This is a genomic window from Nocardia glycosmidis (genome assembly GCF_052545115.1).
On record NZ_JBQWRH010000002.1, the window covers coordinates 276,066 to 294,291 of the forward strand.

An 18,226-nucleotide genomic window follows, 5' to 3' on the forward strand; every position below is an offset into this window, starting at 1 on the left:
CGCACACCACCGGGCCGGTGCGCTCACCCATGCCGCTCGACCGCGATCTTGATCTTGGCGAGGGTCTCGTTCATGCCGCGCAGCAGCGCCTGCTCGAAGGGGAGCTCGCCACCGAGCGCCGCGTCGATGGCCTTGCGGGATATCCAACTGGTGCCGTTCGGCACGTCCCGGCGTTCGATCAGCCTGGTTCCGGTCTCCGTCGGCTCGAGCGTGTAGCTCCAGACGCTGCGGTTCTCGTTGATCCGGAAGGCGAATGCCTGGTTCGGCTCATACCGCACGATGCGGGCGGTGGTCGGCCAGTACTTCTTACCGTCGTGATTGAAGTTGACCGTCCAGGTGCCTGCCTTGGGCGATCCGAGCGGCACCATGCGCACGCACTGCGGGCTGAACTCCGGCATCCGCTTCAGATCGGACACCACCGCCCACACCTGCTCCGGCGGTGCGGAGATGTCGATGGTGACTTCCAGATTGTTCGGCAATGCTGCCTCCGGGATACATGCGACAGACCGACCGAGATCGTCCGAGCGCGTTTGGAAGCTCCCTGCACATCTTAGCTGGGGAGACGGTTGCGTCACGTTTGCGCCATTTGCGGCGGGCGCTGTAATGACCGGCGGAGAATAACAGATAGATGAAGCATCAGATACTGCCTCCAACTTTCGGCGTTCCAACGTGAGGTGATCGGCCGTGAAACTGCGCTTGCTGCTGCATCGTCGACCCGCGGACCGGGTTCCGCAGCTGCCCGCTAGCGAACCCCGGAACGGGCACAAGAAATCTCCGGACACGCCGGACAGCGCGGTGTCACCACGGGGCGCCCGCGCGGCCACCCAGGAAGAACGGCTGGAACGACTGCTGACTCCCACCGAACTCGATCTCGCCCTGCACCACCGACTCTGAGCTCTCGGCGAACACCACTGCATCCGCCACCGAGAGGATCCATACTCGTCAGGTGATCTCCCCCGCGGCTACGAAACCGGCCATTCTGAGCGTCGACGACGATCCGGGAGTTTCCCGGGCGGTCGTGCGCGATCTGCGCCGCCGCTACGGCGCCGATTACCGGATTCTGCGCGCGGAATCGGGTGCTCAGGCACTCGACGCGCTACGCGAGATGAAGCTGCGCGGTCAACCGGTCGCGGTATTGATCGCCGACTACCGGATGCCGGGAATGGATGGCATCGAATTCCTGGAGCGGGCGATGGACCTGCACCCCTATGCGCGCCGCGTACTGCTGACCGCCTACGCCGACACCAATGCGGCGATCGACGCTATCAACGTCATCGACTTGGATCATTACCTGCTCAAGCCATGGGACCCGCCGGAGGAGAAGCTCTACCCGGTCGTGGACGGCCTGCTGGACACGTGGCGCAGCAGCGAGCACCGACCGGTCACCGAGACCAAGGTGATCGGCAACCGCTGGTCACCGCGTTCGTCGCAGCTGCGTGAATTCCTGGCCCGCAACCAGCTGCCCTATCGGTGGTACCCGGCCGACGAGCCGGAGGGCGCGCGGCTGCTGGCGGCGGCAGGGGCTGCCCCGGAAAGCTGCCCCGTGGTGATCACCTCAGCGGGGGCGGCCCTGGTGCAGCCCTCCGACGGCGAACTGGCCGAGCACGTGGGCCTCACGGTGAATCCGACCGGCGAGTTCTATGACTTGATCGTGGTCGGCGGCGGCCCCGCCGGATTGGGCGCGGCCGTCTACGGTGCGTCCGAGGGTCTGCGCACGGTGCTGGTGGAGCGGACCGCGACCGGCGGACAGGCCGGACAGAGTTCGCGCATCGAGAACTACCTCGGCTTCCCGGACGGTCTGTCCGGCGCACAGCTGGCCGACCGGGCGCGGCGGCAGGCCGCGAAGTTCGGCGCCGAAGTGATCACCACACGGGAGGTGGTCGGGCTGGAGGTGAACGGGTCCGCACGCACCGTGCGGTTCGCCGACGGCGGCAGTCTGTGCGCGCACACCGTGATCATCGCGACCGGCGTCGACTACCGCCGCCACCCGGCACCGGGCGTCGACGACTTCACCGGGCGCGGGGTGTACTACGGCTCGGCCATGACCGAAGCGTCCGAGTGCGCCGATCATGAGGTCTACATCGTGGGCGGCGCGAACTCCGCGGGGCAGGCAGCGGTATTCCTGTCCCGCAACGCCCGCACCGTGCACTTGGTGGTCCGGGCGGATTCGCTGGAGCGATCCATGTCGCACTACCTGATCCAGCAGATCGCGCAGATCCCGAATATCGAGGTGCACACTCGCACCGAAGTCGTCGCCGCCGCAGGCGACGAGCATCTGCGCCAGATCGTCCTGCGCGACAACAGGACCGGGGCGGAAGAGAAGGCCGACGCGGAGCGACTGTTCCTGTTCATCGGCGCCGCGCCGCAAACCGACTGGCTCGACAGCGTGGTCACCCGCGACAAGGCAGGTTACGTGCTCGCGGGACCGGACCTGCTCGTCGACGGCGCGCGTCCCTCGGGCTGGGAACTGCCCCGCCCACCACACCATCTGGAAACCAACGTGCCCGGTGTGTTCGTCGCGGGCGACGTGCACGCCGAGTCGGCCAAGCGCGTCGCGTCCGCGGTCGGCGAGGGCGCGATGGCCGTCATGCTCGTACACCGCTATCTGGCGTGATCAGGAGGCCGGCAATGACTTCGGAACAGACCCCGGATCGCCGCGGCGAGAAGGTGTGCGATCCGGCCGAACTACGCGCCCTGTTCCTGTTCGAGAAGCTGACCGACGAGCAGCTGGAGTGGCTGTGCGCCGACGGCCGGATCGAGACCATCGAACCGGGGCCGGTGTTCCGCGAAGGCGCTGCGGCCACCTGCTTCTACGTGTTGATGGATGGCGAACTGGTGCTCACCAAGCTGTCCGGCGGCGCGGAGATCGAATTGGTCCGCACCGAGCACCGCGGGTCCTACGCGGGCGCCTGGATGTCGTATATCGGCGACAAGGTCGAGCAGACGTACGAAAGCTCGATGTACGCGACCAAGCCGTCCCGGTTCTACGTGCTGGACGCGGACGTTTTCGCCCGGATGATGCACGAGTGGTTCCCGATGGCGGTGCACCTGCTGGAGGGCGTGTTCTTCGGCGGCCGCAACATCAACGCGCGCATCGGCGAGCGCGAGCGGCTGCTCGCCCTCGGTTCGCTGTCGGCGGGTCTCACCCATGAGCTGAACAACCCGGCCGCCGCCGCGGTACGCGCCACCGCGGGCCTGCGCGAGCGAGTCGCGGGCATGCGGCACAAACTCGCGATGATCACCGACGGCAAGTTCGATCCAGCGACACTGGGCCCGCTGGTTCGGCTGCAAGAGGAGGCGGCCGCCCAAGTCGCGAAGGCTCCCGAGCTCACCCCGATGGAGGCCGCCGACCGGGAGGACACCCTCGGCGAATGGCTGCAAGACCACGGAATCGGCGACGGCTGGAATCTGGCGCCGAATTTCGTCCAGGCGGGTTTCGATACCGATTGGCTGGAGCGCGTGTCGGCCACCCTGGAAGACGCGCCGGAGAAGGTGTTCGAAGGCGCCATCCGCTGGCTGAACTACACCATCGAGACCGAGCTGATGCTGAACGAGATCACCGACTCGACAACCCGCATCTCCTCGCTGGTGGACGCCGCCAAGCAGTACTCGCAGATGGACCGCGCGCCGTTCCAGGTGGTCGACATCCACGAACTGCTGGACAGCACGTTGGTGATGCTCAGCCGCAAGATCGGCGACGGTGTGCGCGTGGTGAAACAGTACGACCGGGCCCTGCCGCCGGTGCCCTGCTACGCCGCCGAACTGAACCAGGTGTGGACCAACCTGATCGACAACGCCGTGTACGCGATGGACGGCGACGGCACGTTGAGCATTCGCACCAGGCGGGAAAACGAATGCGTGGTCGTGGAGATCGGCGACACGGGGCCCGGCATCCCGCCCGAGGCGGGCAACCGGATCTTCGAACCGTTCTTCACCACCAAGCCCATGGGCGTCGGCACCGGACTCGGGCTGGACATCTCGTTCCGGATCGTGGTGAACAAGCACAACGGCGATATCCGGGTGGACTCCGAGCCCGGCGACACCACGTTCAGCGTCTGGCTGCCGCTGCACCGTCCTGAAAGCAACCAGATCGACACCGAATCCAACGCGGAAGGGCAGACATGACCGAGCAGGTCGAGGGCATAGATCCCGCGGTGCCGCCCAGCGGTCCGGGGTGCGTGGAATGCGAACAGAACTCTGGTTGGTGGGTCCATCTGCGCCGCTGCGCGCAATGCGGCCACGTCGGCTGCTGCGACACCTCCCCCGCGCAGCATGCCACCGAGCACGCGAAGCAGACCGGCCACCCGTTCATCCAGAGTTTCGAGCCGGGTGAGGACTGGTACTACAACTTCGAGACCCAGGAAATGTACGGCGGTGGGCCGCAATTGGCCCCGCCGCGCAGCCATCCGGCCGATCAAGGCGTGCCGGGTCCGCACGCGCGGGTCCCCGCGGACTGGCAGGCACACATCCACTGACTCGCTCGAGCCGGTACTCTGCACCGAGCATGCCGGAGGCTCCGGCAGATCGACTTACCCGGGAAAGCACGGTATGAAGCGAACTTCCGCGATCGTCCTGGCCATCGGGACGGTGGGTTTCTTGCTGGCGGGCTGCGGCGGAGCGGACGAGTCCAGCGACGCGAACGGACTGCGCAAGGGCGCGTCGAGCACCACCACGCCGACCGCTCCCCTCGCGACGCCGAACACCGGCATCGGCGCACCGGTCACCACGAAAAAGGAAGGCGCCGCCGCGCTCGGGCCCGCGTCGAGCACTACCTGCGGCGAGTTCAAGAAGCTGGATACCGACGGCGAGAAAGCGCTGATCGAGCAGATCCTGGCGGAGAACCCCGGGGGCCGGTTCGAGGGCAGCCCGAACGTCGCACTCGGCACCGCCAAGCTGGTTTGCCTGTCGCCGAGCGTAGGCGACACCGCGGTGGCGGTCGCCGCCGGAATCGTCAAGAAGTAAATAATCGAAAAATCTCCCCGGCGGTAGGCCGCACACCGCCGGAAGGTGGCGCCCGCACCTTGTCCGTGCGCGGCCGGCCCCGGGTGAGCAGCGACGTTTGCCGCCCGCCCTTGGTTACCGACCGCACGCGGTTCGGACCCGCGCGCATATGCCCGAGCACGACCTAGTGACCGACGGTGGGGGCGCGCGGCAGAATGGCACAGTGGCAGAACTGGCTCTCACCGCCCGGCTGAATCCCTCCGCCGCCGATGCCCGGCGCGGGCTGGTCCGGTTGCATCCGGAGGCCCTGACCGCGCTGGGACTGCGGGAATGGGACGGGATCACGCTGGTGGGGTCGCGGCGTACGGCAGCGGTGGTCGGTGTCGCGCGGCCGGGCACGCCCGCGGGAATAGCTTTGCTCGACGATGTCACGCTCTCCAACGCCGGCCTGCGCGAGAACGCGACGGTGGTGGTCTCCGCCGCAACCGTCTACGGCGCGAAACAGATCTCGGTGAGCGGCTCGGTTCACGCTACCCGCACGATTGCGGCCGCGACGCTGCGTCAGGCACTGCTCGGCAAAGTGGTCACGGTCGGCGACGCGGTCTCGCTGCTGCCCCGTGACCTCGGCCCCGACATCGACTCCACCGCGGCCACCCAGGCGCTTTCGCGCACCTTCGGCATCGCGTGGACTACCGAGCTGCTCACCGTCACCATTACCGATCCGCGCGGCCCGGTGAGCGTGCAGCCGAACACCGCGGTGGTCTGGGGCGCCGGAGCGGTCGCCGCGCGGGACGCCGCCGATCTGGCCTCGGCCGGAACCCCTATCCCGGTGGGTGAGGCCTCCCGCGGCGCCACCGAGGCCGCCGCGTTCGGCACGGCCGCGGGCACGAGTGGCGCGGCGGCGGGACGGACCGCGGCGACCAGGGATCGCACCCCGCGCATCTCGATCGAGGAGCTGCCCGGCATCCGCGGCCAGGCCGCCAAACTGGGCGAATGGCTCACCCTCGCGCTGGACGAGCCCGAACTGCTGCGCACGCTCGGCGCGAAACCACATCTCGGCGTGCTGATCACCGGCCCGGCCGGCGTGGGCAAGGCGACACTGGCCCGTGCGGTCGCGGCGCGGCGGCGTGTCGTGGAGCTGGATGGTCCCACCATCGGCGCGGCCGAGAGCGGTGCGCGGCTGCGCGAGGTCGCCCAGGCGGTCGCCGACATCGGCTCCGGCCAAGGCGGCATCCTGCTCGTCACCGATATCGACGCCTTGCTGCCCGCGGATCCCGAGCCGGTCGCCACGCTCATCCTCGACCAGCTGCGCGCGGCCATCGCCGAACCGGGCATCGCACTCCTGGCGACCACGGCACATCCGGCCGGGATCGACCAGCGGCTGCGGGCCCCTGAGCTGTGCGATCGCGAACTCGCCCTGCCCGCGCCCACCGCCGCCGTGCGCCGGGCACTGCTGGAGCAGCTACTGCGCCGGGTGCCGACCGCGGACCTGAAACTCGACGAGATCGCCGCGCGAACTCCAGGATTCGTGGGCTCCGATCTAGCGGCGCTGTGCCGAGAGGCGGCGCTGCGTGCGGCGTCGCGGGCGCGGGAGCAGGGCGAACCGCAGCTCACCCAGTCGGACCTGGTCGGCGCGCTCGAGGTGATCCGGCCGCTGTCGCGGTCGGGCATGGAGGAGCTCGCGATCGGCAGCCTTAGTCTCGATGACGTCGGCGACATGGCGGAAACCAAGCAGGCGCTGACCGAGGCAGTGCTGTGGCCGCTGCGGCACCCGGATTCGTTCGCTCGGCTCGGCATCGATCCACCCCGCGGCGTACTGCTCTATGGCCCGCCCGGCTGCGGCAAGACCTTTCTGGTGCGTGCTCTGGCCGGCAGCGGGCAACTCAGTGTGCACGCGGTCAAGGGCGCCGAATTGCTGGACCGATGGGTCGGCTCGTCCGAGCGCGCGGTGCGCGAATTGTTCCAGCGCGCGCGAGATTCCGCCCCGTCGCTGATCTTCCTGGACGAGGTGGACGCGCTTGCCGCCCGCCGCGGGCACAATGCCGACGCGGGTGTCGGAGACCGAGTGGTCGCGGCGCTGCTCACCGAACTCGACGGTGTGGAGCCATTGCGTGACGTGGTGGTGCTCGGCGCGACCAACCGGCCGGAACTGATCGACCCGGCGCTGCTACGACCGGGCAGGTTGGAACGGCTGGTCTTCGTCCCGCCGCCGGACGCCGCGGCTCGACGAGAGATCCTGCGCACCGCGAGCCGAGCGGTGCCGTTGGCGGACGACGTCGATCTCGACGCTCTCGCGCGCGGCTTGGACGGATACTCCGCGGCCGACTGTGCCGCGGTCCTGCGCGAGGCCGCGCTGGGGGCGATGCGCCGGGATCTGGCGGCGGCCGACGTTACCTCAGCCGATGTGGTGGCCGCTACCGCGGTGGTGCGGCCCTCACTGGACCCGGTGCAGATCGACGCGCTGCGTCGCTACGCGCGCGACCGTGGGCAAGCTCCGGCCGGCGAGGGCCGCTACCTCTGACCGATCTGACACTCCAGCACTCACCTGGTAAATCGATTTCCAGGAGATTTACCTCAAAGACACTCGATAGCAAATTCATAGCAATTCAAAGATCGGGACGGAAGCGGCGGGTAAGTTCGACAACCGTGCGCAGGGTCGGCGAAGTGGTCGACGCGACGACGGCGTTCCTCGGAGCTGTGGTCGCGGGCATCACGCTGTTCCTGCCGATCAGTATCACCACACAGAAGCAGTCGACGCCGTACCGGGTCTCCGGTCTGCTCAACAGTGTGCCGCGCAGCGCGGCGCTCGCGGTGATCGTCGCCGTCACGGTGGCCGTGCTGGTCAACACGACCGCCCGCCCGCTCACCGGTTGGGCGACCGCGACAGCGGGCGCGCTCGGGCAGCTGATCAACCACTTCGCGGCGCACCAGAACTCGACGGCCGAGATGCTGACCACGCAGAACTACATCGACTCGGTGTTCGGCGCCGTGCTGCTCGGCGGGCTGGGCGCCGTGGTGCTGCGCCGGCCGTTACCCGGCGCGGCGTTCGCGGTGGGTGGCGTCGGGTTCTTTGCCTTCGGCGACCTCGCGGAACTGCTGGATATCGGCACGGACCCGTTCGCGGTGCTGGAAACCCCGCCGCGCTGGCTGATCGGCGTGGCGCTGGTCATGCTGGTGATCAGCACGCTGCACAACTGGTCACGCACCGAGGAACCGAAGACGCCGCGCATCGCGGTCGCGCTGCCGATGACACCGATCCTCGCCGCCACCGTGCTCGCGCTGGTGGTCCTGGCCGGCACCGAATGGCTGGGCCGCCAGTACAGCAAGCTGCCCGGGGAAAGTCACGCGATCGAGATCGGGGTCGTGGTGGCCGCCACGATCGTCAGCGCGACGGCCGCGGCCATGCTGCTCCCCGGGCGGGACGGGGCCGGGATATACCTGGCCGTGAGCCTCACCGCGGCGGTCGACGCGGTCGGTTACGCGGTCCGGCCCGGCTGGAGTGCGGCATTGCTGATCCCCCTGACTGCGGCTGGTGTCGTCCTGGGCATCCGGCGGCCCTCGGCCGCCAGCGCCACCCTGCTCATCGCGGGGATCGCGCTGTTCGCGACAGTCACTTCGACCACCGCGAGCACGGTCGGTGTCGCCGCGATCAGTGCCGTCATCGCGCTGACCGCGGGATATTGCTGCGGCACGGCACGTCCGCACTACGCGCCCAGCGGTGTTCTCGCGATCTCCGCGCTCTATCTGCCTTCGGCCGTCTCCGTCATGCCGGACAGAATCAAGGGCTGGAGCGACGGCGCGCCAGTGCATGATGCGACACCGGGCTGCACTGCGCTCGCCATCGTCATCGGCAGCGCGATCGGACTGGCCGCGCTGCAGAAACTCCGCCCACGCGGCAGACCACGGCCGAGAGAGCAACCTGACCGCGAATCATTAGCCGACAGGTAGCGTCGGCCCAGAGGTTCGGCCGACGCGTTATCCATACCCACCGCTCATCGAAGCTCGTTGTCCTGCACTGAAATTGGTGCGGCGTGCGCACCAGCAAGGTGGCGCTTGCCGCCCCAGCCCCGTCGCCGCGCAGCGCTCAGCTCGCGAGGTGCTGAACCTCCCGCTGCGGCTGCGTTTCCCGCACACTCGCGAACCAAGTCGCGTGGAACGCCGCAGCCAGCCCGGCCAGCAGGCCGAGCACCACGGTGCCGGCGAGGATCGGATATTCGGCCATCGGCACCGCCAGGAACCGGTACGACAGCAGCAACGTGGCCAGCACTGTCACGCCCGTGGCGACCAGCCGGATCCGGAACCATCCCCAGCCGCGTTCCGGCTCGCGCAACACCGACTCGACGGTGAGACACAGCACCGCACCCGCGACCAGGTCGACGCCATAGTGGTAGCCGAAGCCCAGGGTGGCCGCGAGGGTGGCCAGCAGCCAGAAGGCACCGCCCCAGCGCAGCCAATGGGGCGCGGGGCCGCCGTCGATGTCGCGGCGCGTGTGCAGGAAGACCGACAGCGCCCAGGCCGTATGCATCGACGGCATGCAGTTGCGTGGGACCGCCGCGTCGAACGGCAGCGGCATCGGATTCCGGTCGATCGGCGGCACGACGCCCGGCCAGTAGTTACCCAGCTGCAATCCGGCGCCCTCCGGCCCATACGCGAACATCGGCCCTACAACCGGGAACAGCACGTACACCACCGGGCCGATCAGCCCGAGCACCAGGAAGGTGCGCACCAAGTAGTGCGACGGCCAGCGACCCGACGACACCACTGCGCGCAGCTGCCACGCGGCCACGACGATCGCCGCCACCGGCAGCTCGATGTAGACCCAGTGCAGGACCGCGGCGGCCACCGGCCCGAGCGCGTCCACCGCGCGGCCCAGTACCCAGGACGGATCGCCCAGCGCGTGGTCGGCCAGGATCGTGTACTCGTCGAGCACGGTAGGCCTACCGATTACGGTGATGTGCAGCCACACGTCGCCGACTTTGGTGGCCAGGACGAGCAGCGCTCCGAGCGCGGCCGCGTGCAATGCGTCGCGCCGTTCGACGCCCGTCCAGCGCAGCCAGGCCAGCAGCGCCAACCCGGTGAGCACGATGATCGGCCCGTTGCCGATCGCGAACGGCTCCCCGCCCAGCAACCGGACCCCCGCCCACGCCGCATCGATGGCCACCGCGACGCCGACCGCGACCAGCCTCCGTCGGGCCGAAATGCCCACCAGCGCAAGGATCAGCCCCGCCCACGGAACCGACATGGACTTGGGCGTGCCGACATAATCCCGCCACAGACTGTCCAGCGGTCCTTCGAACCCCTGCCCAATGGCGATGCCCTGCAACGCGATCAGCAAGACCGGCACCGCGGCCACCGCGGCCGCGACCCGGACCGGGGTCCGCGACTCGCGCGTGCGCGCTACCGCGCTTCTTGCTCTGAAACCCGGGTCTTCGACAAGCACGACGACCATAGTAAACGGGGGATGAACGGTATCCCCGCGGCCAGCTGAACAGCAACTGGCTCAAACATGGCACGGCGCTACTGGTTCAGCTCCCTGACCAGTGCGTCCACCACCGCGACCAGATCACCCTGCGACGCCGCGGCAACCCGGCGCTGCCGCTGATACGAGGCACCCCGCTTGGGGATCTCGGCGACCAACGCGAGCTCCTCCGCACAGCCGAGCCGCGCCGCGGTCGGCTCCAGCCGGTTGAGCAGGTCGTCGATGTCGTCGGTGACCAGCCGCTCGTTGCTGTCGGCGTCGGTGATGATGATCGCGTCCAGCCCGTATCGGGCGGCGCGCCACTTGTTCTCCTGCACATGCCACGGCGGCAGGGTCGGCATGGTCTCACCGGACACGACGCGCTGATCCAGATCGACGATCAGACAGTGGATGAGCGCGGCCATCGCGGCCAGTTCGGCGCGCGTGGAGATCCCGTCGCACACCCGCACTTCGATCGTGCCCCACCTCGGCGCCGGACGAATGTCCCAGTGCATGCCGCCGAGCTGGGTGAACACACCGGTCTTGAGCTGGTCGTGCACGAAATGCTCGAACTGTGTCCAGTTTTCGAACTGGAACGGCAGGCCCGCGGTCGGCAATTGCTGGAACATCAGTGTCCGGTTGCTGGCGTAGCCGGTGTCCGATCCGGACCACATCGGCGAGGACGCGGAGAGCGCGAGCAAATGCGGATAGGACAGCAGCAGCGAGTTCAGGATCGGAAAGACCTTGTCGCGGTGGGACACTCCGACATGCACGTGCACGCCCCAGATCATCATCTGGCGGCCCCACCACTGGGTGCGCTCGATCAGTTCGTCGTAGTGTTCCGAGCGGGTCAGCTGCTGGGCCGACCACTGCGCGAAGGGATGGGTTCCCGCGCAGAACAAATCGACGCCGAGCGGGTCGGCCACGCGCCGGACGGCGTTCATCGTGCCGGTCAGATCCTCCACCGCCGCACCCACGGTGTCGTGCACCCCCGTGACGAGCTCAACGGTGTTGCGCAGCAACTCCTTGGTCACCTGCGGTGTCCCGTCGTGGGCGCGCAGGTCACCGACCGAATCGAAGACCGCCGCAGCGGTATTCGACAGATCGCGGGTCGCCTTGTCGACCAGCGCGATCTCCCATTCGACCCCGATGGTCGGCCGGGGCGAGCCCCCGAAGGGAACGCGTTCGATTCCTGCCCCGGCCATCTGGCACCAGTTCTACTGGATGACACCGCAGGCGACGCGGCCGCCCGCGTCCCCGGTCGCCAGTGTCATCTCGTCCGGGCCCGCGACACCGTCGGCGCGGACATAGCGGTTGGGGATGTTGCCGAAATTGTCGGCGTCGGCGTGGATGATCAGGGCCTTGCCCTTGATCTCGTCCAGTGTGACCGAGTCGGTGGTGGTGACCAGCTTCGCCATGCCGTCGGCACGCACCTCGAGCGAGGTCAGATCACCGCTGGCCGGGTGCGCGTTGGCACTGCCGACCTGCAGATGGCCGCCGGCGGAGAGGAAGTCGCCGGCCGGTCCGCCGGTCGGCGCGACCGAGTTCGGCTCGCACTTGCCCACCTGATGCACGTGCAAACCATGGAAGCCGGGACGCAGCCCGTGCGCCTCCACGGTGAGTTGCAGATGATTGCCGTCCTTGGCGAAGTTCGCGGTGCCGACCGAGGCTCCCGAGGGGTCCTTCAGCTCCACGTTCACCCCGGAATCGGCGTGCGGCGACCCGTGCTCGGTGGACTGCTGGCCCGCGGGAGCCGGGGACGAGGTCCACACCGGCGGAGTCGTGCCCTTGACGTCACTCGACTCCTGGCTGTTCGTGCAGGCGGCGAGGCCGAAGACCGCGACAGCGAGCAGCGGAGTCGCAGTCCGCCAGGACGGGCGTCGAGTAGTGGACGGGGCCATCGGGGAACTCCTTTACGAGTACCGAGATTATGAGTAAAGCTTGTGGACACGTTCGTTACCGGACAGAATGATGCCACGTCCGCCCTGCCGCACCCCGACAGGGCCGAGCGCCATCACCTGCCTCGCTGCCGTCCGAAGCACGCGCACGACAGCCACATCGCCTCAGTTACCCGTGACGATCACCGTTACACCCGGCGCCGAATCCCCGATCGCGCTCGACTTCGGCGCGACGGCCGCGTCCAGCTCGTTCGCGATGGCTTGCGCCGCCTCCTTCTCGCCAGGCGAATTCCCGTAGTACACCGTGGTTTTCGGGATATTGGCCCCGGCGAAGTTCCCGGTTTCCGCGATCGTCCACCCGTTCGACGAGAGCTGGTTGGCCGTCTTGGCCGCGAGCCCGGCGACCAGGCTGTTGTTGAGCACGCGGACCGGCACCGACCGGGACGCCGCGCTGCTGGTCGCCGCCACCGTCGTGCCGTTCGGTGCGGCCGTCGAGGACGCGGCCGCGGTCGGCGCCTTGGGCGCTGAGGTTCCCGCCGGGACCTGGGGCGCGGCGGTCGCGGTGGACGGCTCCGGCCGGCTCGGTCCCGAGGCGTCGGCGCCGGTGTCGGAATTCGACAGCGACATCGCACCGAGACCTGCGAACACGATGGCCAACGCGATCAGCACCATCGCCAGAGCGCGCAACGGTGGCCCACCGGAGGTGGGATTCGGGTAGCTCACCCTCGCGAGCCTAGTCGCACCGAGTGGGTCGAGGATCGCATCATCGGGTCAGACCTGGAAACCGAGTCGCCGCGCCGACCGCGCCTTCTGCCGGCTCGCGCGCAGCCTGCGCAGTCGCTTCACCAGCATCGGATCCACGGCCAGCGCCTCGTGCCGGTCGACCAGGGTATTGAGCACCTGGTAGTAGCGGGTCGGCGACATTGCGAACAACTCACGGATCGCTTCTTCCTTCGCCCCCGCGTACTTCCACCACTGCCGCTCGAAGGCGAGGATGTCCAGTTCGCGCCGGCTCAGACCGTTGCCGTCGCTCGTCTCGGCATGCGCCGATTCCGCAGTGACATCGCCGCTCGCGGAAGGGCTGTCCTGGATCTCGAAAAGATCCCGTGCCGCTGCGCCGTCCATCTCGCTCCCTCGCCGAGTTACCACCAGACGAAATGATGCTTGTACGTCGCGGATCATTCAACCACGCGCGCGGTCGAACGCCCGGTCCACGGCGCGGCGTGTTCACTACCTACCGGTAGCCGCCACGTCGTGATTGCGGCACCCGCGCAGCTGTGACCGGGAACCCACGGCAATAATCGGCCTATGGCAATCCTTCCGATCGTGATCGTCGGTGACCCGGTTCTGCACAATCCGACCGAGCGGGTCACCCGATCGCCGGAGGAACTGGCGGCGCTCATCGCGGACATGTACGACACGATGGACGCGGCGAACGGCGTCGGTCTCGCAGCCAACCAGGTCGGCGTCGGGCTGCGCCTGTTCGTCTACGACTGCCCGGACCTCGGGGCGGACGGCACCGCGACCCGCCGCCGCGGTGCGGTGATCAACCCGGTGCTGGAGACCTCCGAGATTCCGCAGACCATGCCCGACCCGGACGACGACGAAGAAGGCTGCCTGTCGGTGCCGGGCGAGCAGTTTCCCACCGGTCGCGCCGAATGGGCCAAAGTCACCGGCACCGATGAGCACGGCAATCCGGTCGAGGTGCAGGGCAAGGGTTTCTTCGCACGGATGCTCCAGCACGAGGTCGGCCATCTCGACGGTTTCCTGTACGTCGACATGCTGGTCGGCCGCAACGCCCGGGCGGCGAAGAAGGCGATCAAGCGAAATGGTTGGGGCACACCGGGTTTACGCTGGCTGCCCGGCACGGACCCGGACCCGTTCGGGCATGACGACTGAACCCCGCGCCGGCCTGCCCGACATTCCGCTCGGCCGCCGCGTCGTACTGCGTTATCAACTGCCCGCGGGCTATCCGCAGCCGCTGACCGATGTGCTCGGTGAACTCGTCTCGCTGGACCCGCCGACCGTTCGTGGTGCCGATGGCCAACTCGTGTCGGTGTCGCCGGAGCGGGTGGTCGCGCTGAAGGCCATCGGCCCGCGACCGATTCGCACGAAGGAGATCCGCGCGTTGGAGGCCGCGGCCGCCTACGCCTGGCCGGGCGTCGAGCACGCTTGGATCGACGGCTGGCTGGCGCGCGCGGGCTTCGGCTACACCAGTCGCGCGAATTCCGCTGTCCCACTGGGCAACTCGGAGAGCGCCGCCGTCCTGTCGACGGAGACGCTGCACCGGATCAGCGAGTGGTACACCGCGCGCGGGCTGCCACTGCAACTCGCGCTTCCCGATCGGCTCGCCCCAACGCCACCCGGCTGGCACAGCTGGCGGGAGACCCTCATGCTGGCTATCGACATCGGCAATGTCGTGCTGCCGCAGGGTCCTTCGATGGTGCGCACCGCGCCGGAACTGAGCGACGACTGGCTGACCATGCACCGCTACACCGGCGAAGCCCCAGCCGCGCTGGAAGTTTCGGCTCCCGTACCGGTTCCGGAGGTGCTGACCGCGGTCCACGACGGCGAACTCGGCTTCGCCTCACTCGGCCTGCCGCGTCCCATCGCGATCGGACGCGGCGCGGTGACCACGGCGCCGGACGGACGGCGCTGGGTGGGTCTCAGCTGCGTGGCCGTCGCCGCCGCGCACCGCAGGCACGGCCTGGGCACACTGATCTGCGCCGAGCTGCTGCGCTGGGGTGGCGAGCGCGGCGCGACCCACGCGTACCTGCAGGTGGAAGCCGCCAACGTGGCCGCCCGCGCGATGTACCGCGAACTGGGCTTCGTCGAGCATCATGCCTACCGGTACGCCGCACCCGCGCCGCTCGCCGAACCCGGCGGCCTGCGGTAGAACGGACCTGTCACCCCTCGCTGACCCGTCACCCTCGCTGACCTGCCCCCCTCGTAAGGAAGGCCTCCGTGCGTCTCGCCACCTGGAATGTCAACTCGATCCGCTCCCGGCTCGACCGCGTCGCGGGCTGGCTGGAGCGCCAGGACGTCGACGTGCTCGCCATCCAGGAGACCAAGTGCCGCGACGACCAGTTCCCGTTCGAGCGCTTCGACGAGCTCGGCTACGAGGTGGCCCACCTGGGTATCAACCAGTGGAACGGCGTGGCGATCGTCTCCCGGGTCGGCCTCACCGACGTCGAGCTCGCTTTCCCGGACCAGCCCGGTTTCGACAAGGACGCGGGCGAATCACTGATCAGCGCGCCGGTGGTCGAGTCCCGCGCGATCGCAGCCACCTGCGGCGGCGTGCGGGTATGGAGTCTGTACGTGCCCAACGGCCGCGCACCACACGATCCGCACTACGCCTACAAGCTGGAATGGCTTGCCGCGCTGCGTGCCAACGGCGCGCGCTGGCTGGCCGAGGACCCGCAGGCGAAGATCGCTCTCATGGGCGACTGGAATATCGCACCGACCGACGATGACGTGTGGTCGGTGGAGTTCTTCGCCGACAAGACGCACACCTCGCAACCGGAGCGCGACGCCTTCCAGGCCGTCGTCGACGCCGGGTACGCGGACGTCATGCGTCCGTTCGCGCCCGGACCCGGCGTCTACACCTACTGGGATTACACCCAGTTGCGCTTCCCCCGCAAGGAGGGCATGCGGATCGACTTCATCCTGGCCTCGCCCGCGCTGGCCGCCCGCGTCACCGATGCCGGCGTCGATCGCGAGGAGCGCAAGGGCAAGGGTGCCTCCGACCATGCCCCGGTCATCGTCGACCTCGTCGGCACATAGTCCGCACCGCCGGCCCGACCACGTAGGCTGACCTCGACCGAAAGTGGACTGATAAGCCAGACGGTGTGCTCGAGCAGTCGCGTTGGGTGAGGAGTGGACGTGTCGGAAGCGCTTGACTGGGACTGGCTGCGGCAGTCGATGGACACGCCGGAGATCACCCTCGAGGTGTACGCAGGCATCCCCGAGGAGCTGAGTCGTCAGATCGAGGTTGTCGACGGGCGAATCATTCGATGTGAATCCCCCGGCCCCGCTCATCAGACCATCCAGCACAACCTGGTATCGGCGCTGCGTGACGCGGCAAAAGATATGGATGCGCGAGAACAGACCTGCCACAAGGTCATCGGTGATGTCGACATGCTCATCACCGAGGTCCCCCGTCTGCACTATCGCCGCCCAGATGCCGTCGTCTACCGTTGCATCGAAACAGATCGTGGGCGATGGCGTCGCAAGCCTTACGCATCGGATTCTCTGCTGGTAATCGAGATCGTGTCACCGGGCACGGTTATCACCGATACCCGGGACAAGCTGGCCGAGTACGCTCGAGCAGGGGTCCCGCACTACTGGATCGCGCAGATGGCAGGTAACGACGGACCGGCGGTCTCGATCGAACGGTTCCGTCTGACCGTCTCCGGCGAGTACATCTCAGATGGTGTTTCTTTGCGCGGTACCGCACTGCTCGCCGTCGACATCATCGACCCGTTCGCGACACGCATCACATGGGAGCAGCTCGACGACGGGATCTAGCAGTATTTTCCTGCTGCACCGACCTGGACCGACCTACCCCGCAGGTACTCGTCGATGGGCCGTATTTCCGCTCCGGCTACCTGTCCCGATCACTACGATGGTGATCAACTATTCCGACCACAGGTGGGCGGAGGAATCGTCATGGCGTTCTATCGGCACGTTGGCGCGGTACCGCCGAAGCGGCACACCCAGCATCGCGACGAGCAGGGCCGGCTCTACTACGAGGAGCTGATGGGCGAGGAGGGCTTCTCCGGTGATTCCTCGCTGCTGTACCACCGCGGTTTGCCGCCCGCACTCGTCGATTCGACGGTGTGGCAGCTGCCCGACCAGACCACAAGACCGAATCATCCACTGCGCCACCGACATTTACGACTGCCCGCGCTGTTTCCCGGCGACCGGCCTGCGGAGGCCGATCCGGTGACCGGGCGGCGATTGCTGCTCGCCAACGCGGATGTACGCATCTCCTACGTGGCCGCCAAAGGCGGATCGCCGCTGTACCGCAACGCCATCGGCGATGAACTGGCGTATGTGGAATCCGGCGCCGCGGTGATCGAAACCGTGTTCGGTCCGCTGTCCGCCCGCCAGGGCGACCAAGTGCTCATCCCACGGGCCACGACCCATCGCTGGCTGCCCAGTGGCGCGGAGCCGTTGCGCTTGTACGTCATCGAGGCGACCGGCCACATCACGCCGCCCAAGCGCTACCTGTCCCGGTTCGGCCAGTTGCTCGAGCACGCCCCGTACTGCGAGCGCGACCTGCACGGACCCGTCGAGACGATCACCTCGACCGGCACCGACGTCGAGGTGCTGGTCAAACACCGCCCCGGCGGGCAGGTCGTCGGCACGCGCATGGTCTACGCGACCCACCCGTTCGACGTGGTGGGCTGGGACGGCTGCCTCTACCCGTTCACTTTCAATATCGCCGACTTCGAACCGATCACCGGCCGAATCCACCAGCCACCACCGGTTCATCAAGCTTTCGAGGGCGGCAACTTCGTCATCTGCAATTTCGTACCGCGCAAGGTGGACTACCACCCGCTATCGATTCCGGTGCCGTACTACCACTCCAACGTCGACTCCGACGAGATCATGTTCTACTGCGGTGGAAACTACGCGGCGCGTAAGGGGTCCGGGATCACGCAGGGCTCGGTATCGGTGCACCCCGGCGGCTACGCACACGGACCGCAACCCGGCGCCTACGAGAACAGCATCGGCGTCGAGTTCTTCGACGAGCTGGCGGTCATGGTCGACACCTTCCGGCCGCTGGAACTCGGCGAGGGCGCGCTGGCCTGCGAGGACCCCAGCTATACGTGGACCTGGTCCGGGCGGGGTCCCACGTAAGGACCGCATCGTGGTATCGCCGACTTCCGGTTCGGTCTGGACAATCTGCCGCACGGCGTTTTCG

The 18,226-nt window shown here is 68.1% G+C and carries 18 protein-coding genes; 12 read left to right on the forward strand and 6 right to left on the reverse strand.

Annotation, left to right across the window (positions count from 1 at the left end):
• Positions 1 to 23: 23 nt before the first annotated feature.
• Positions 24 to 479, reverse strand: coding sequence for an SRPBCC family protein (locus ACT86A_RS03755; protein ID WP_445090553.1), 456 nt, complete (start codon positions 477 to 479; stop codon positions 24 to 26).
• A 205-nt stretch (positions 480 to 684) separates the two neighbouring features.
• Between ACT86A_RS03755 and ACT86A_RS03760 the strand changes: the two genes are divergently transcribed.
• From ACT86A_RS03760 to ACT86A_RS03790, 7 genes are all read left to right on the forward strand, one after another.
• Positions 685 to 894 carry a hypothetical protein gene (locus ACT86A_RS03760; protein WP_445090554.1) on the forward strand — a complete coding sequence of 70 codons (210 nt, stop codon included), beginning with the start codon at positions 685 to 687 and terminating at the stop codon, positions 892 to 894.
• A gap of 52 nt (positions 895 to 946) precedes the next feature.
• A complete protein-coding gene (locus ACT86A_RS03765) occupies positions 947 to 2,614 on the forward strand; it encodes an NAD(P)/FAD-dependent oxidoreductase (RefSeq protein ID WP_445090555.1) in 1,668 nt (555 codons plus the stop codon).
• 14 nt (positions 2,615 to 2,628) lie between these two features.
• Positions 2,629 to 4,125 carry an ATP-binding protein gene (locus ACT86A_RS03770; protein ID WP_445090556.1) on the forward strand — a complete coding sequence of 499 codons (1,497 nt, stop codon included), beginning with the start codon at positions 2,629 to 2,631 and terminating at the stop codon, positions 4,123 to 4,125.
• Positions 4,122 to 4,475, forward strand: coding sequence for a UBP-type zinc finger domain-containing protein (locus ACT86A_RS03775; RefSeq protein WP_445090557.1), 354 nt, complete (start codon positions 4,122 to 4,124; stop codon positions 4,473 to 4,475). The genes ACT86A_RS03770 and ACT86A_RS03775 overlap by 4 nt, the downstream gene beginning before the upstream one ends.
• Positions 4,476 to 4,548: 73 nt before the next feature.
• Positions 4,549 to 4,962, forward strand: coding sequence for a hypothetical protein (locus tag ACT86A_RS03780; RefSeq protein WP_445090558.1), 414 nt, complete (start codon positions 4,549 to 4,551; stop codon positions 4,960 to 4,962).
• Between the two features lie 148 nt (positions 4,963 to 5,110).
• On the forward strand, positions 5,111 to 7,462 hold the full coding sequence (locus ACT86A_RS03785) for an AAA family ATPase (RefSeq protein ID WP_445090559.1): 2,352 nt from the start codon (positions 5,111 to 5,113) through the stop codon (positions 7,460 to 7,462).
• A 143-nt stretch (positions 7,463 to 7,605) separates the two neighbouring features.
• Entirely contained in the window at positions 7,606 to 8,889 is a 1,284-nt protein-coding gene (locus ACT86A_RS03790) for a hypothetical protein (RefSeq protein ID WP_445090560.1), read from the forward strand.
• 136 nt (positions 8,890 to 9,025) lie between these two features.
• On the opposite strand, the gene ACT86A_RS03795 is transcribed toward ACT86A_RS03790, so the two are convergent.
• From ACT86A_RS03795 to napA, 5 genes are all read right to left on the reverse strand, one after another.
• Positions 9,026 to 10,390: a phosphatase PAP2 family protein gene (locus ACT86A_RS03795; RefSeq protein WP_445090561.1), complete on the reverse strand. Its 1,365-nt coding sequence runs from the start codon at positions 10,388 to 10,390 to the stop codon at positions 9,026 to 9,028.
• Between the two features lie 68 nt (positions 10,391 to 10,458).
• Positions 10,459 to 11,604, reverse strand: coding sequence for a glutamate--cysteine ligase (locus ACT86A_RS03800; RefSeq protein ID WP_445090562.1), 1,146 nt, complete (start codon positions 11,602 to 11,604; stop codon positions 10,459 to 10,461).
• A gap of 12 nt (positions 11,605 to 11,616) precedes the next feature.
• On the reverse strand, positions 11,617 to 12,300 hold the full coding sequence (gene sodC / locus ACT86A_RS03805) for a superoxide dismutase[Cu-Zn] (RefSeq protein WP_445090563.1): 684 nt from the start codon (positions 12,298 to 12,300) through the stop codon (positions 11,617 to 11,619).
• A 162-nt stretch (positions 12,301 to 12,462) separates the two neighbouring features.
• Entirely contained in the window at positions 12,463 to 13,020 is a 558-nt protein-coding gene (locus ACT86A_RS03810; protein ID WP_445090564.1) for a LytR C-terminal domain-containing protein, read from the reverse strand.
• A 48-nt stretch (positions 13,021 to 13,068) separates the two neighbouring features.
• Positions 13,069 to 13,422 carry a nucleoid-associated protein NapA gene (gene napA / locus ACT86A_RS03815; protein ID WP_445090565.1) on the reverse strand — a complete coding sequence of 118 codons (354 nt, stop codon included), beginning with the start codon at positions 13,420 to 13,422 and terminating at the stop codon, positions 13,069 to 13,071.
• A gap of 183 nt (positions 13,423 to 13,605) precedes the next feature.
• On the opposite strand from napA, the gene ACT86A_RS03820 reads away from it, so the two are divergent.
• The 5 genes from ACT86A_RS03820 (at position 13,606) to ACT86A_RS03840 (ending at position 18,162) form a co-directional block, all read left to right on the forward strand.
• Positions 13,606 to 14,196: a peptide deformylase gene (locus tag ACT86A_RS03820; protein ID WP_445090566.1), complete on the forward strand. Its 591-nt coding sequence runs from the start codon at positions 13,606 to 13,608 to the stop codon at positions 14,194 to 14,196.
• Entirely contained in the window at positions 14,186 to 15,193 is a 1,008-nt protein-coding gene (locus ACT86A_RS03825) for an N-acetylglutamate synthase, CG3035 family (RefSeq protein ID WP_445090567.1), read from the forward strand. The genes ACT86A_RS03820 and ACT86A_RS03825 overlap by 11 nt, the downstream gene beginning before the upstream one ends.
• A 68-nt stretch (positions 15,194 to 15,261) precedes the next feature.
• Complete coding sequence (locus ACT86A_RS03830; protein ID WP_445090568.1) at positions 15,262 to 16,080, forward strand: exodeoxyribonuclease III; 819 nt, start codon at positions 15,262 to 15,264, stop codon at positions 16,078 to 16,080.
• Between the two features lie 99 nt (positions 16,081 to 16,179).
• Entirely contained in the window at positions 16,180 to 16,824 is a 645-nt protein-coding gene (locus ACT86A_RS03835) for a Uma2 family endonuclease (RefSeq protein ID WP_445090569.1), read from the forward strand.
• 141 nt (positions 16,825 to 16,965) lie between these two features.
• Complete coding sequence (locus ACT86A_RS03840) at positions 16,966 to 18,162, forward strand: homogentisate 1,2-dioxygenase (protein WP_445090570.1); 1,197 nt, start codon at positions 16,966 to 16,968, stop codon at positions 18,160 to 18,162.
• Positions 18,163 to 18,226: the final 64 nt, after the last annotated feature.